Below are 14,296 nucleotides of genomic sequence, written 5' to 3' on the forward strand. Positions count from 1 at the left end.
GGGCCGGGATGGCGCAGGAATGGCCGCCCGTCCTCCGCTGCCGGTGTGGTGCGGGGTTGCGTCCGGTTCCGGGATCAGCCGCTGATCTGCTTGCGGTCGCCGGACGAGGTGATGGAGATCTTGCGGGGCTTGGCCCGTTCCGCGACGGGGATGCGCAGCGTGAGAACGCCGGCGTCGTAGTCGGCCTGGATGTGCTCGGTGTCGAGGGTGTCGGCGAGCACCAGCTGTCGGGAGAAGACACCCAGCGGCCGCTCGGACAGCTCCATCTGCACGTTCTCGGCGTTGGCTGTGGGCCGTCGCTCGGCCTTGACGGTGAGCATGTTCCGTTCCACGTCGATGTCGATCGCCTCAGGCGAGATGCCGGGCAGGTCGAAGACGATCACGTACTGGTCGCCGTCGCGGTAAGCGTCCATGGGCATGGCTGTGGGCCTGGACCAGGTGCCGGTCGCTCCCAGCATCTGCTGGGCCAGACGGTCCAGTTCACGGAAGGGGTCGGTGCGCATCAACATCGTGAAACACCTCCAAGCGTTCGGGCAGTAGCTGCCAATGCGCTTCACCTGCCTTCCGTTGTAGCATGTCATCCAAGCGATGACAAAAAAGACGTCGTCGAAAGGATGACGAGCAAGGGAGCCCCTTCGTTGGCGACCGACCCGCCTGCCCGAACGCCCGGCGACCGAGCCGTTCCTCTCCCCGCCGCCGCGACCGCCCTGGCCACCATCGAGGAGGCCCTTCGCGTCGCCCGCACCGCCGACGACACCGCGGCACAACCCACCCCCGACGAGGGGCCGCGGGAGGCACTGGCCTCACTCATCCTTCTGCGTGAGGTGCGCGAGCAACTCGCCCGCTGGGAAAGCGGCCTGATCGAGACCGCCCGCGCCGCTGGTGCGAGCTGGGCCGACCTGGCCGAGCCGCTCGGCGTCGCGAGCCGGCAGGCGGCCGAACGCCGCTATCTGCGCCTACGGCCGGGAGCGGCCGGCACCACAGGGGAGCAGCGGGTCAAGGCCACCCGCGACCGCCGGGCCGCCGATCGCTCAGTCATCGTCTGGGCACGTGACAATGCCGCAGATCTCCGTCGGCTCGCAGCACGAGTGACCGCCCTGACCGACCTCCCCGAATCGGCACACCCCGCTGTCTCAGCCGTGGACCGAGCCTTGGCCTACGACGACGCGGCAGCCCTAGTGGACCCGCTCGCCGCCGTACATCCCCACCTGGAGACAGCCCATCCCGAGCTCGCCGCCATCCTCGCCAGCCTCACCGGCCAGACCGCCCGGCTACGTAAAAGCAGCCACCAGCAGCGCCACGGGAACTAGTCCGAAGCCAGCGTCGGGGCCAATGCCCAAGCCGCGGCTGCCTTCCCTCGACTGCGCTCGCTGCAACTCCGGACAACGCAGCAGGCTGCCGATCGGCTGCCCACAGGCACCAGTGATCCAGGCGCTGTGAGCAGCCGGTGGGGCATCGGAAGGCGGTCCCCGAAGCTGGGCCTGCCATATCGGCGTTGCCCGGGCTTGCGCGGAATCCGACGATCGACTTGACGGAGCGTGATGACACCTGGCCTTATCCGCGGCGAGGATCCACAGCGCGTGCCTGGGCGCCATCCGGCAGGCCTGCGGTGCCGATCCGCCGACAGGCCTGTGTCAGCCGCGCTTCATTCCTCCAGGGGTGTCCGACATCGGGTGCCCCTTCGTGCGAGTACTGCCGGGACGCGTAGTTGCCGCTGCGAGTGCGACCACCAGGCCGATCACACCGACGATCACGTTGTTGGTGATGGTGCGCCAGTTGCTGACATCACCCGCGACAACCCAGGGCGAGATGATCGTCCACAGGGCGATGACGGCCGCCGCCCAGGCCTTGGAGTGAGTGCGCTCGAAGCCTCGTCCCACGCCGCCCATGAGCAGTGCGTACGCGATGCCGGCGATGAGGTTGTTGACGGCGATCGTCGACAGCGTGTTGAAGCCGAATATCGCGTTGAAGCCCGCGATCCACGGTGAAGCAGCCAGGTAGGTACCTATGAGCAGGCCCATCGCTTCCACTGCTTGACCGCGATTGGTCGCGGTCGCACGCTCGTAATCGGCGCGAAGCTCCAGCAGATCCGGGTGCTGCTCGATGCCGGGCTGTGTGCGAGACATACGGACCATCTCCTGTAATTTCGGTCATTCCACCTGTCCGCCTACCCGCACTCACGCACCCGAGTCTGGTCACCCTGCGTTTAGGCTGGCTCGCCATCGTGTCCGATGCCGCCGTGACGCGTACGGAGGTAGTCCACGCAGTGGGTGGTCCACGGCGGCCCTGCGACAAATTCCAGGTGGCGAAGCTGACCCCGGCGGATTTGAGGCGCATTCTGGAAGAGGGGCTTCACTCGTCGCAGCCGCGCTTCTGTTTCCGGCGCGGCCGCGCGACAAGCAGTCCGGCGTAGTCCCGGGTCTCCGTTCAGGACTGCGCCGGACGCCGTCACCCGAGAGGCGGCGATCGACAGGCGCCTGCTGACGTGGTGGGCAGGGTGGGGAGCGGCAGGCACGCTGGGCTCCCTTCGGACGCCAGCCATGACAGAGCCCCTGTTGCCGCGTAGCGGCAGGCTCTGTCGCCGTCACCCGTGACCGACTGCCGGAGGTGGCCGCATCCTGGTGATGCGGTCCAGCCCAGCGGAACCACAGCCCCCTCAGGGTTGGGCCGCCGCCCTCACGCAATCGGCTGCGCCCGGCGTGCGCGCCTCCAAGAGCGGCATCAGATTGTGTGGAAGTAGAGGCCTCCGCTCAACCCCCAGGCGGAGCCTCCACCGTGAGTCGACCCCCGCCGCACGGCCGCGACGGGGGTCGAGTCTTTGCTGAGCTCACCGTTCCGTGGTGCCCTCCAGGGCGCATGCCACGCTCACGCTCGCCACCACGCGATTGGCGTGAGGGAGGAGGGGCCGGAGTGGGGTCGCTGGGGCGGTCAGGCGGCGGGCGGCACAGGCGATGCGGATGCGGTCTTTGTTGAAAGTGCCGAGCAGTCGTCGATCGGTGGGGAGACGATCATTAGCGGTTCATCGACGTCCATACGCTCCGAGTGCTGCGGCACGGGATCGAGCGCAGGATGGAAGCGCGGCCCCGCTGTCCTTGCCCGATTAGCGGGGTCGCCCGCTGGGCCTGGGGCCTGGGGCCGGGGTGTCAAGGGGACGAGGTCCGCCCCCTCCTCCACCGGGGGCGGACCCGCTTCACCTGCAGGCGGCAACTCGTCTTTGTCTGTCGGATGCCGGCTTGCTGCAGCGTGCCGTGGTGCTGTTCACCCTGCTTTACCTCAGGCTGGTGACCACCGCGGTCGCGCAGCCGCTGCGGATGCCCGTGTCGCACATCTTCTTGATCATCATGGCGAGGCCCCTCGCGCTTCGCGAACTGCACCCCACGCTGTTCCGGCTTATATCCGGAACCAAACCTGTGGAGTGCAGTTGGGGGCTGGCCCGCCGTCACGAAGCTGCGGGGCCCGCCCCGCGTGTCGACTAGTGGCCCGGCGTAGCGCCTCGGCGTTACGCCAGCCCAGGTCGCGCTGGCATGGCTGCTACGCGCCACGCTCCCACCGTGGTCGTCGTCCCAGACACGACGAACCCCTAACCGCTCGCGCACCAGCGTTGCCGCAGCCAAGGTCGCCGAGAACGTACGGACACCGAGGTAGCCCGCCCGACGAGCCTGGTCGGAATTGACAGCCGCCCTCGACCACCCACACCAGATCGCGGCCTGCAGTCGGTGTGCGACAGGTCCGGAGCCAGTGCAGGCCGTTCATGGGCCTCACCCCCGCCAACTACCCGGCCCGGCAGTGCGGTGCGCCAGCCGTGCGGCGGTTTCCCTTCAGTGCGGGAGCTGGACGGCCCCGCGGCGTTCGATATGCGTGTTGGGGCCACCCCGTAGCGGGGTGGCCCCAACACGCATATGAAGGTGGGAGTGCCGGAGGGTTCAGGGATGGGTGATGTCGTGGCCGACGTCCTTGAGCTTCTCCTTGGCCTCACGGGCGTCGCCCTTGGCCTGTTCGGCGCGGCCCTTGGCGGTCAGCCGCTCGTTGCCCACGGCCTCGCCAGTGGTCTCCTTGGCCTTTCCGACGGCCTGTTCGGTCTTCGCCTTGGCCTTCTCGTTGGCAGTCATGCTGCTCACCTTCCCGGGCGTTGAGGTCGCCTGCTGTGGGTTCGTCTGGCCGCTGGAAGGCGCGGCAAACATGTCGGGGGGACCGGGCGACGGCACTGTGATTTCCCGGTATGGGCCCGCATGGGCCGCGGGGGTCGGGGCATTCACGGATGCGCGAGTGTCCGTGTCCGGTTGAAAGAAACATGATCTTCGCGTGCGTGCCGGTCTGGCTCGGGGGCACGTGGTGTCCAGGAGGTTGATAACGATGGTTCCCCTGCTTCTGGTACTTCTTTTGGCCCTGATCCTGTTCGGCGCGGGCTTCGCGCTGAAGGCGCTGTGGTGGATCGCGGTGATCGTTCTCGTGGTGTGGCTGGTCGGATTCTTCGTGCGGCCCGCCGGTAGCGGTGGCCGCAAGGGCCGCTGGTACCGCTGGTAGACGCACCACGACAGCGGTGTCAGGGCCGCGCATGGCGGCGCACCCATGAGTGGGGCCCGGCCGGGGAAGGCCGGGCCCCATCCACGTCCGTACGCACCCATCCGCGGTTGCAGGACCGCGCGCAGGACACAGCCTCCGGAGTGAGGACCGGGCCCGCCCGGCTGTGCCCGGGCTCGTGGGCGATACACACGAACAGCCGGACGGACGCTCTCCGCGGCCCCGCTGCGAAGGGTGTAGAGACCCGGCACGCGAGTGGGGCCGCACTTCCACGATGCGCCTCCACCAGGCTGCGGTCATCTGGGCCAGCCGCGCCGTGGTCCATTCGCCGCCGGACGCCAAGCGGTTAAGCCTGTCCCGAGCCCGCCCGGCCTTAATCGGCCCTGGCGGGTCTGATCCGGCCGGACGGACAACACCAGCCTACGGCGACGGCCGACGCTCACTAGTGCCGGCCCACATCGAGTGGGGCGAGGTCAAACGCTGGTGCTGCTAATCGGGTCGTCGGCGGGTGGGGTGGTGGGGAGGGTGAAGGTGATGCGGGTGCCGGCTGTGTGGGTGGGATCGAGGGTGATGGTGCCGCCGTGGAACTCGACGACCTTCTTGCACAGGGCGAGGCCGATACCGCTGCCTGGGTAAGTGTCCTTGGTGTGGAGGCGGTGGAAGATCACGAAGATGTGATCGGCGAACTCCGGGTCAATGCCGATGCCGTTGTCGGTGACGGTGAAGCGCCACTGGTCGCCCTCGGGTGTGGCTCCGATGTGGATCGCGGGGGCGCGGTCGGGGTGGCGGAATTTTACGGCGTTGGAGATCAGGTTCTGCCAGAGCATGCCCAGTTGCGTTATATCTCCGGTCAGTTCGGGCAGTTGATCGCGGGTGATCGTGGCGCCGGATTCTTCGATGGCCACGCTGAGGTTGTCCAGTGCCTGGTCGACGACCGCGTTGAGATCGGCGGGCTGGTACTCGCTGTGCAGCCGGCCGACCCGGGAGAAGGCCAGCAGGTCGTTGATGAGGAACTGCATGCGGGTGGCCCCGTCGGCCGCGAAGGCGATGTACTGGTCGGCGCGGTCGTCGATCTGGCCGGCGTAGCGGCGCTGGAGGAGTTGCGTGAAGCTGGCGACTTTCCGTAGCGGTTCCTGCAGGTCGTGGGAGGCCACGTAGGCGAACTGCTCCAGTTCGATGTTGGAGCGCTTCAGGTCGGCGGCCTGCGCATCCAATTGGTGCCGGGCCTGCTCGCTGGATGCGATCTCATCGGCCAGTCGTCGGCGCATGGATTCCAGATCCGCGCCGAGGCCGCGCAGGTCGGCCGGGCCGGTCGCGGTGATGGGGCGGCCGGAATTGCCGCGGGTGACGGTACGGGCGTCGGCGCCGAGTCGTGAGAGGGGGCCGGTGATGCCACGGCGCAGTCCTTCGAAGATCAGCACGGCCAGGAGCGCGATCACAACCGCGATCGCCATCAGTACCCGGTCGCGCAAGTCCTCGGCCCGGGCAAGATCGCGCACTGCCGTGGTGCGGTCGTCGCGCAGATGGTCCTGCTGTGCGGTCATCGCTGCGCGCAGCCGGTCGAATGCGGCTTTGCCTTCCGTGGCGCGCTCGCTGGCCACCGGTACCGGGGCGCCGGCCGGGGCGGTCGCGATCGGGCCGGCGAAGCGCCGCTGCCACTCTTGCGAGCGGGCCACGACGCTCTCCAGGTCCGAGCGGCGCTGCGGGTTGTGGGCCAGCAGCTCTCGCAGGCGGTCCACTGCCGTCTTCTGATCGGCCAGGCCCTGCCGGTAGGGCTGGAGGAACTCCCTCTGCCCGGTCAGGCCATAGCCACGGATGCCGGTCTCCTGGTTGACCAGGGCGGTTTCCAGACGTATCGAGTTGGTCAGGGACGGAGAGCGGGTATCGACCAGATCCCGGGTGATCGAGGTGGCACGGTTCATCGCCCACAGCCCGAACGCACCGAGGACCACCAGCACCACAAGCGCCACGCTCACGCCCACCAGCAGCCAGCGCCGCGTCGTCCAGCCACCCGGCCTGCCACCGCGGCAAGTGGTGTCCTGCTCGGTCATCACGGTGCTCCTGGGGTGTCGGCGGTCGCCCGTACGGGCAGGCGGCGGGGACACTCTAGCCCGCCTTCGACAACTCTTGTTGTCACGCTGACGGGTGAGCGCCTACAGTGTCCGTATGCCTGGCATCCACTTCTCCCTGCGGATGAGCGAGGAGGAGATCGCCGCGCTCACCGCCGGCGCGGTCGACGACCTCGTCGGTGAACTCGTCGGTCGTGCCTTCCAGCGCCTGCCCGGCGGCGAGCACTCGCCCGCCCAGGCCGAGGCCCTGGCCCACTTGCACATGCTGATCCACCTCCGGCAGGCCATCGAGCGCCTGGAAGAGACCGCCGCGCACGAGGCGGCCGACGCCGGTGCCGGCTATCCGCAGATCGGCAGGGCGTCCAACATGACCCGGCAGGGTGCCCGCCGCCGATGGCCGGGACTGATCACCCAAGACCACTCCCCCCACGCCCCTCCAGGTACCCGGAGATCTCGATGATGATCGCCCCCGCTCGCGCCTACGACGTCCTGATGGTCGAGGACGACGCCGCTGACGCCATGCTCATCGAGGATGCCCTCACCGCATGCGGCACCCGCAACATCACGCAGGTCGAGGACGGCATGGCGGCCCTGGACTACCTTCGTGATCCGGCCAACCCGCGGCCGCACCTGATCGTGCTGGACCTGAACATGCCGCGCATGAACGGCCGCGAGCTGCTGGCCGTCATCAAGAGTGATGAATTGCTGCAGACCATCCCGGTGGTGGTCCTCACCACGTCCTCCGCCCCCGACGACGTCACCGGCGCCTACCAGCAGCACGCGAACGCCTACGTCACCAAGCCCGTCAACCTGGACGACTTCGAACGCGCCGTGCAGAGCATCGACGCCTTCTACCTCGACACCGTCACCAAACTCCCCCGGCAGTAGCACCCCGGCAGTCAGGCTTCGGGCCCGATGTGGCGCGGACTCTGCGGTCGAGAAAGAATCCGAATACCGGGCGTCAACCGGGGTAGCCGGGCAACGCCCCAGAGGCGTGAAGACACTACTTAGTGCGGAGGTTGCTGAGATGCAGGTAGTTGCCGACGAAGCTGTCGAAGCAGCACAGGTATCCGTCACTTCGCAGGCGATGCCGGAGGTGTCCGGCGCGATGACGCCCTTGGAAGTCCGGCAGGTCTCCAAGGTGATGTTCGCGCGACTGCAGACGCTGGAGGAGGGCACTGCCGACTACCAGTACGTCCGCAGCACGCTGATCGAGATGAACACGGCGCTGGTCCATTTCGCGGCCCGCCGCTTCTCCCAGCGCGCGGATCAGATGGAGGACATCCTGCAGGTCGGCACGATCGGTCTGATCAAGGCCGTCGACCGGTTCGACCCCGACTACGGGGTGGAGTTCGTGACCTTCGCCCTCCCGACCATCGTGGGCGAGATGAAGCGGTTCTTCCGCGACACCAGCTGGTCGGTCCACGTCCCCCGGCGGCTGCAGGAACTGCGCGTGGACCTGGCCAAGGCCACCGACACCATGGCCGCAGAGCTGGACCGCGCGCCCACGATGACCGAACTCGCGGCCCGGCTCGAGATCAGCGAGGAGGAGGTCGTGGAGGCCATGACGGCCGCCAACGCCTACTCCGCCGCCTCCCTGGACGCCCCGGCCACCGACGAGAGCGACGGCGGAACCGGCTGGGCGGACAGGCTGGGCTACGACGACAACGCCTTCGCGAAGATCGAGGACCTCGAGGCGGTCAAACCCCTGATCCGGCAGTTGTCGGAACGGGAACGGCTGATCCTCTCACTCCGCTTCGGCCAGGACATGACCCAGGCGCAGATCGGCGAACAGCTGGGAGTCTCCCAGATGCAGGTCTCCCGCCTCCTGACCCGGATCCTGACCCGTCTGCGTACCCAGGCCCTGGCCCTTCCCTAGGCTGCCGGGCCCTTGGACCAGCGAGTCATTTGAGGCAGCAGCACTTACCGCTCGGTACTGCAGCGCGCACGTGCGTAGTGGCTGGTGCCGACACGTGCGGTGTGGCCCTCAACAGGTCGGAGGTGCTCGGCGTCTGTCGAACTGGTGGCCTGACCGGCTGATCGCCGGGGACGGAGCTCTTGCGACGGGGCCTTAATTCTGGCCTGCGAGCTTCCTTGAGCCGACCGCAGTGGGTAACCGCTTCGTTGCAGGCGGGACAGTAGGCGGAGGTCCGGTAGGTGATGGACGCGGCCCCACCCCTGGAGGAAGGGGCGGAGCCGCGTAACAACCTGCCGCACCAGGCCGTGTTGTTCCACCGGACGCCATAGCCCCAGTGCGGATATCGGACCATGTCGGAGGATAGCTCACAACGAGCTCATGACGCGGAACGGCGCGCGGTCAACGGCGGTCCCTTCCAGTGCCGCCCATTCGGCGACGTCTAGGGGTCAGAACGAGTCGAGGTGGGGAACAGCCTCGGTGCCGTCCTGGCGGACCGTGTGCGGTTGGCGACGCGGGTGGGGCTCGCGGCTTCAGGACGCGCCTTCGATCAGCTCGAGGTTGCCCAGGTGTCGGTAAGGGATGCTGGCCTCGTCGGGGCCTAGTGTGTGCTGAGTTCGCCCGGCCGGTATGCGGTGGCTTTGGCCAGCGATGGGCCCCCGGCTGGGCGGGCGGTCCTGTCGGTGAACGATTCCTGTGGCCGGCCCGTCAAGATGTTGAGCGAGACGCAGGCCTCCACCCCATCGAGTCGGCAATGACGGCGCACCCCGTCCACCGACGTCAGTGCAGGCCGTCGAAGACCGCTTGCCGCGTACACCGCTCCAGCAGGCGGATCTCTCGCACGCGGGCCTTGTCCAGACGCGGCGTCTCAGCTGCGGGCCGCGGAGGACCTCTCCGCGTCGGGTGTGGCTTGAGCAGCTGAGATGGCGCGTCTGGGACGCGGAACTGCCTTGCCCTCGTCGATCCACTGACGCAGCACGGCACGGTAGATCGGCGGGTCGCCGCTGACCTGGATTCCGTCAAGCTGAAAAGCGCGGCCGGCCGTGAGTGGCTCGGGCAAGGCTGCGGTGTCCTCCATACTCCTCCAACGATGCCGCGAGGACATCGGTGGTGGCCCGCGAAGAGGGCGATGCCGGGCGGCCCCTGTGCACTGCGACAACGTGCGGCACGCCACGTTCGGCGGTACGGCGTGGACGACGTCGACCTCAACCTCCGCATCGTCACGCTGAGCGTGCCCCCCCCCAGCGGTGTCGCCCCTTCCCCGCCGCAAGTCACTGGGTGGGGAGCCAGGCCGCCTGCGTCTCAGAGTTTGCGCGTGTCGCGTGGCTCGGCGTAGGGCTCTTCGTCAGCTGGGTGACCGGCTTCGATGGCGCGGGCTCGTTCCAGTTCCGCGTTGAATTCGAGGCCGAGGAGGATGGCGATGTTCGAGATCCACAGCCAGATGAGGAAGATGATGATCGCGGCCAGGCTTCCGTAGGTCTTGTTGTAGCTGGAGAAGTTGGCCACGTACAGGCCAAACAGGGCGGAGGCGATGATCCAGATCGCGACGGCGAGGATGCTGCCGGGGCTGACCCACCGGAAGCCCCGCTTGACGTTCGGGGCGGCCCAGTACAGCAGGGCGAGCACCAGCATGAACAAGATCAGCAGAACGGGCCACTTGCCGATGTTCCAGGCGGTGACGGCTGTGTCGCCCAGTCCCAGGATTTGGCCGGCCTTGCGAGCGAGCGATCCGGTGAAGACCACTCCGATCGCCATCGCGGCCAGGATCACGATGACCACCAGGGTGATGGCCACTCTGGTGGGCACGGTCTTCCAGACTGGCCGCCCTTCACCGATGTCGTAGACGGCGTTGGCGGCCCGCATGAAAGCGGCGACGTATCCCGAAGCGGACCACACGGCGATCACGATGCCGACGATCAAAGCGAGTCCTGCCTTGCCCTGGCTGCTCTGGAGCTGAGTCAGCATGCTGTTCAGGGTGTCGCGGGCCGGGCCCGGCGCCATCGTGGCCACGTTGTCCATGAGCGGCTTGATGCTGGAGCTCCCGAGCAGGCCCAGAATCGACACCAGGGCGAGGAGCGCGGGGAAGATGGCCAGTACGCCGTAGTAGGTCAGTGCTGCGGCCCAGTCCGTGAGGTTGTCCGCCTTGAATTCCTTCACGGTGCTCCGGAGCACCGTTCGCCAGGACTTTTTGGGCAGATCGGTCGGCTTCTCCGCCGGCCGGCGATCGATGCCGTAGGCCGCCGGTTCACGGTCGTCGCTCGGCTGCTGTCTCAATGTAGTCACCGCCTTGGTGGGCAGGTACCCGGCGCAGCAGATCGGGGCTTCCTTGCGCCTCCTCTCGTCGGCCGGCGCAGCCTTCAGACTTCGGCTAACCACTACGAAGGGATCAAAACCGCATTATTCGTTGACGTGATCGTGCAACCGAAGAGGGACCGCGAGGCCAGGCGTGCCATCACGCCAAAGCGGCGCTAGCGGCGCTAACGGCGCTAACGGCGCTGTCTACGAGGCGGCAGGGCTCATCGTTCCATCAGTGCGTCAGGTGCCAGTCCGGAACCGCAGGCATGTAAGGGGCGAGCGATCGGGCCCTGTGCCACATGCCCTGGACCTGCTGCGAGGGGCGTTGCTGTTCGTTGTGTACGGCGTTGAGGATCAGCAGCCCGCCCGTCAGAGCCGGTACTGCCCATTGCATGACGGCCAGATGACGCTGTGCCTTGTCGGCTTCGATGGGATGCTTGGCCGCCTTCTCCGGTCGGGGCGGTCGGAGGCGAGTTCCAGTTTTTTTGCCCAGGAGGCGGCTGTAGGCCGTGGCCGCCAGTGCTGCGCCGGTCAGGACGGTCTCGGCCAGGGTCGAGGCGGCTACGCCCTGCTGGGCCACGACCCGTGCGGCGTTGGCGGCGAGCAGGCCACTACTGCCGATCAGGTGGGTGCCGAGTGCCGAGGCGTTAACCGGGCCCCACTTCGACCAGCCGGAAGCGGCGATCCGGGTGGTGGACAGCCGCGTCCCGCCCTCAGAGCGAGCTCCGACCGCGCCCATCAGGATCCATCGAACCACGCGGCCAGCCCCTGGTCGTGCATGCTGCGCAGCACGGTATTGCATTCACTTATCAGTCAGCTCCTCAACGGCGGACACGTCGGCACAGCCTGCCGAGCTTTCACCCACGGTCACCCCTGGCTGTGCCCCCTGCCACCTCACAGGTGTGAACGGGCCAACGGACTCCCGCTCCAAGTCGCTCGGTTGCCGCATTCAGGACGGGCCCGTCAACGCCGATATCGCAGCCGATGCACTCACAACTCTCAGCACCGGCGGCCCGCTTGCTACCTCGGGCGCGCAGCACCTCCGGTCCGACTGCCAGACCCACAGAGACCGCGGCCTCACCGGAGCCCGCTGTCGAGGAGGACAACCTCCTGTTGCTTGTCATCCAGGAGCTCTGCGCCCGCGGACTTGTCACAGCGGGCGAATCCCACTCCCCCGGAGGCGATCACAAGGCATGTCCTGGGTGAGCATCGGCGGTCACCTGGCCATGTCGGGCGGCTAAGGGCCGTCTCGCACTCGTTTGGGGCGTGAACGCGTGCGGCGCCGATCGGCTGTCCTGGGAGCTGTCCACTGTCAGGGGCGAAGACGCTGGCCCATCGACGGCACGCGGTGGCGATCTCCTCGAGTGGCGGATTGATTGGGGTGCGTACCTATTCTCCGTTCCAGGCGCATCAGGGGCGGACCCTGGTTGTGCATGTCCAATAGCCAGGGCGCACCCACCGATCTGTCGTCATGGCTAAACGGGGAAGGATTGTGGGTGTGAGGCTGATCAGCGAACGCAGCGGGCGACGGCAGATGGAGTCCCAGGGGCGCGGTGGCCGACTGCGGGGGAAGGCGGTCTCCGGGCTCCTTGGACGGTGGAAGTCCTACGCCGGTGCCGCGATGGTGGTAGCTACCGCTGCCGCACTGGGCGCTGCTGCGGTCGACGCTGACAGCGCCTGGTATCGAGGGCTGGCCACTCCGCGGTGGCAGCCGCCGTCTTGGGCGTTCGCTGCCATCTGGGCGCCCCTGTACGCGAGCATCGCGTGGTCCGCGGGGCATGCCTGGAACCAGGCTGACGAAGCAGAACGTACTCAACTAGCCGCCGCGCTGACGGTGAACTTGTCGCTGAACACAGCCTGGAGCTGGGCCTTCTTCGCAGCCCGCAGCCCAGGTGCGGGCTTGGTCGGCACGCTGCTGCTGGATGCCAGCAACCTTCAACTTATTCGCACGACGTCCCGCACAGACCGGCTTGCCGCTGCCGCGCTCCTGCCGTACGCCGCATGGTGCTGGTTTGCCACAGCCCTCAACGCCAAGATTGCCAGGGCCGATCTCCGCACCTGACCAATCGCCACCGGGGGCCGCGGCAGCGCTGTCACGCGCTATCCGCATCGCGTGATGCGGATCGGCGATCACCGGGTCTCCTCATCGCCCTCTTCATCTTCCTCTTCGCCGTATTCCTCATCTCCGTCCTCGTCCTCGTCGTATTCCTCTTCCTCGTCCTCTGGGAATTCCTTCTCCGCGTCTTCCTCCTCGCCTTCCTCGTCTGCGTATTCGTCGTCAGCGGGGGTGTCTTCTTCCTCCTCTTCGTTAGCGGCCTGTTCCTCTTCCTCCAAGGCTTCCTCATGGGTGCGGACCACTTCAGCCTCGCGGATCTCGCCGCGCCAGCCCTCCGGTTCCTCGTCGGTCAGGGTGACGTAGCGCTGGAAATGCTTGAAGTCCAACCGCAGACGGCGCCCTTGAACGCGCCAGATGTTGCCGGTCTTCTCGAAGAACCCGGAGGGGTAGTACTCAACGACCAGGACGATGCGCGTCAGCGTAGGCGTCAGTTCATGGAAGCTCACGCAGCCGCGCGTGGTGCCCTTGGCTCCCTCCGAGGTCCACACGATGCGGTCGTCCGGGATCTGTTCCTGAACCGTGGCCTTCCAGCCGCGAGTGGAGGGGCCGACCTTCACCTTCCAGTCGCTGTCGGCCTCCTTGCCCTTCGAGACACTGCGGACGCCCTTGGTGAAGCCGCTGAACTTCTCGAACTGGGTCCAGTAGTCGTAGGCGTCGCGTATCGGTACGCCTACGTCCAGTACTTCGATGATGTTCATGACCTTGGTGGTGCCGGACCCGCGGCCCTTGCCGCCTCCGCCGAATGCCTCCTTGACCTTGCCGACCACGTTGTCCTTGACGCTCTTCGCCTTCTCGCCGATCAGAGCCTTGATCGGTGAATCGCCTTGCAGCATCCGCAGACCGGCCTTGGGGAGCACACCGCCGTTCTCCGCCATACCGGTCAGTCCGCTGGTGATGTCGCCCAGTTTTTCGCCGGCCTTGTCCGCCAGGTTCCCCACTTGGGCTCCGACGAAGTCCTTGAACGCACCCCGCAATTGGTCGAGTCCCGAACCCTGCTCGCCTTTGGTGTCACGTGCTGTGTCGGCCATGGGTCTACCTCCGCCGCCCTGTGGACGTCTTCTTCGCCGCCGTCTTCTTAGCTGCGGACTTCTTCGCAGGTGCCTTCTTCGGCGGTGCCGAGGACTTCCTCGCCGCGGGCGCCTTCTTCGCGGGCGCCTTCTTGGCGGGTGCCTCCTTCCTCGCTGCGGTCTTCTTCACAGACGGCGCCTTCTTCGCGGGCGCCTTCTTGGCGGGCGCCTCCTTCCTCGCTGCGGTCTTCTTCACAGACGGCGCCCTCTTAGCCGGTGCCTTCTTGGCGGGCGCCTCCTTCCTCGCTGCGGTCTTCTTCACAGACGGCGCCCTCTTAGCCGGTGCCTTCTTGGCGGGCGCCTCCTTCCTCGC

Annotated in this window: 13 protein-coding genes and 2 pseudogenes; 8 read left to right on the forward strand and 7 right to left on the reverse strand. The window is 67.3% G+C overall.

All coding sequences use genetic code 11. The features are described from left to right. Positions 1–74: 74 nt before the first annotated feature. Positions 75–509, reverse strand: coding sequence for an Hsp20/alpha crystallin family protein (locus ACFWVC_RS11595; RefSeq protein WP_384282467.1), 435 nt, complete (start codon positions 507–509; stop codon positions 75–77). Between the two features lie 105 nt (positions 510–614). Here ACFWVC_RS11595 and ACFWVC_RS11600 point away from each other — a divergent pair, with 105 nt between their 5' ends. Beyond that, positions 615–1,310, forward strand: coding sequence for an HSP18 transcriptional regulator (locus ACFWVC_RS11600; protein ID WP_384282470.1), 696 nt, complete (start codon positions 615–617; stop codon positions 1,308–1,310). 324 nt (positions 1,311–1,634) lie between these two features. On the opposite strand, the gene ACFWVC_RS11605 is transcribed toward ACFWVC_RS11600, so the two are convergent. Next, positions 1,635–2,126, reverse strand: a complete 492-nt coding sequence (locus ACFWVC_RS11605; RefSeq protein ID WP_384282473.1) for an SPW repeat protein — start codon at positions 2,124–2,126, stop codon at positions 1,635–1,637. 1,107 nt (positions 2,127–3,233) lie between these two features. On the opposite strand from ACFWVC_RS11605, the gene ACFWVC_RS11610 reads away from it, so the two are divergent. Beyond that, positions 3,234–3,476: a hypothetical protein gene (locus ACFWVC_RS11610; protein WP_384282483.1), complete on the forward strand. Its 243-nt coding sequence runs from the start codon at positions 3,234–3,236 to the stop codon at positions 3,474–3,476. Between the two features lie 447 nt (positions 3,477–3,923). On the opposite strand, the gene ACFWVC_RS11615 is transcribed toward ACFWVC_RS11610, so the two are convergent. Continuing rightward, entirely contained in the window at positions 3,924–4,109 is a 186-nt protein-coding gene (locus ACFWVC_RS11615; protein ID WP_384282490.1) for a CsbD family protein, read from the reverse strand. Positions 4,110–4,353: 244 nt separating this feature from the next. Here ACFWVC_RS11615 and ACFWVC_RS11620 point away from each other — a divergent pair, with 244 nt between their 5' ends. Continuing rightward, entirely contained in the window at positions 4,354–4,524 is a 171-nt protein-coding gene (locus ACFWVC_RS11620; protein ID WP_384273308.1) for a DUF5670 family protein, read from the forward strand. Between the two features lie 470 nt (positions 4,525–4,994). Here ACFWVC_RS11620 and ACFWVC_RS11625 read toward each other — a convergent pair whose 3' ends face one another. After that, on the reverse strand, positions 4,995–6,572 hold the full coding sequence (locus tag ACFWVC_RS11625; protein ID WP_384282493.1) for an ATP-binding protein: 1,578 nt from the start codon (positions 6,570–6,572) through the stop codon (positions 4,995–4,997). A 115-nt stretch (positions 6,573–6,687) separates the two neighbouring features. On the opposite strand from ACFWVC_RS11625, the gene ACFWVC_RS11630 reads away from it, so the two are divergent. From ACFWVC_RS11630 to ACFWVC_RS11640, 3 genes are all read left to right on the forward strand, one after another. Then, positions 6,688–7,050: a hypothetical protein gene (locus ACFWVC_RS11630; RefSeq protein ID WP_384282500.1), complete on the forward strand. Its 363-nt coding sequence runs from the start codon at positions 6,688–6,690 to the stop codon at positions 7,048–7,050. After that, positions 7,047–7,478: a response regulator gene (locus ACFWVC_RS11635; RefSeq protein ID WP_384282505.1), complete on the forward strand. Its 432-nt coding sequence runs from the start codon at positions 7,047–7,049 to the stop codon at positions 7,476–7,478. Before ACFWVC_RS11630 ends, ACFWVC_RS11635 begins: the two co-directional genes overlap by 4 nt. Before the next feature lie 199 nt (positions 7,479–7,677). After that, a complete protein-coding gene (locus tag ACFWVC_RS11640) occupies positions 7,678–8,469 on the forward strand; it encodes an RNA polymerase sigma factor SigF (protein ID WP_384282508.1) in 792 nt (263 codons plus the stop codon). Positions 8,470–9,807: 1,338 nt separating this feature from the next. Here ACFWVC_RS11640 and ACFWVC_RS11645 read toward each other — a convergent pair. Both ACFWVC_RS11645 and ACFWVC_RS11650 read right to left on the reverse strand, forming a co-directional pair. After that, positions 9,808–10,788 carry a YihY/virulence factor BrkB family protein gene (locus ACFWVC_RS11645; RefSeq protein ID WP_384282542.1) on the reverse strand — a complete coding sequence of 327 codons (981 nt, stop codon included), beginning with the start codon at positions 10,786–10,788 and terminating at the stop codon, positions 9,808–9,810. A gap of 244 nt (positions 10,789–11,032) precedes the next feature. Continuing rightward, positions 11,033–11,610, reverse strand: a pseudogene (locus ACFWVC_RS11650) (hypothetical protein). A gap of 688 nt (positions 11,611–12,298) precedes the next feature. Here ACFWVC_RS11650 and ACFWVC_RS11655 point away from each other — a divergent pair. After that, complete coding sequence (locus ACFWVC_RS11655) at positions 12,299–12,862, forward strand: TspO/MBR family protein (RefSeq protein ID WP_384282510.1); 564 nt, start codon at positions 12,299–12,301, stop codon at positions 12,860–12,862. Between the two features lie 68 nt (positions 12,863–12,930). On the opposite strand, the gene ACFWVC_RS11660 is transcribed toward ACFWVC_RS11655, so the two are convergent. Beyond that, entirely contained in the window at positions 12,931–13,944 is a 1,014-nt protein-coding gene (locus ACFWVC_RS11660; RefSeq protein ID WP_384282512.1) for an SRPBCC family protein, read from the reverse strand. Between the two features lie 20 nt (positions 13,945–13,964). Here ACFWVC_RS11660 and ACFWVC_RS11665 point away from each other — a divergent pair. Further along, positions 13,965–14,296, forward strand: a pseudogene (locus tag ACFWVC_RS11665) (hypothetical protein); the annotation flags it as partial.

This window comes from Streptomyces sp. NPDC058691 (assembly GCF_042714775.1).
Classification (GTDB): Bacteria; Actinomycetota; Actinomycetes; order Streptomycetales; family Streptomycetaceae; genus Actinacidiphila.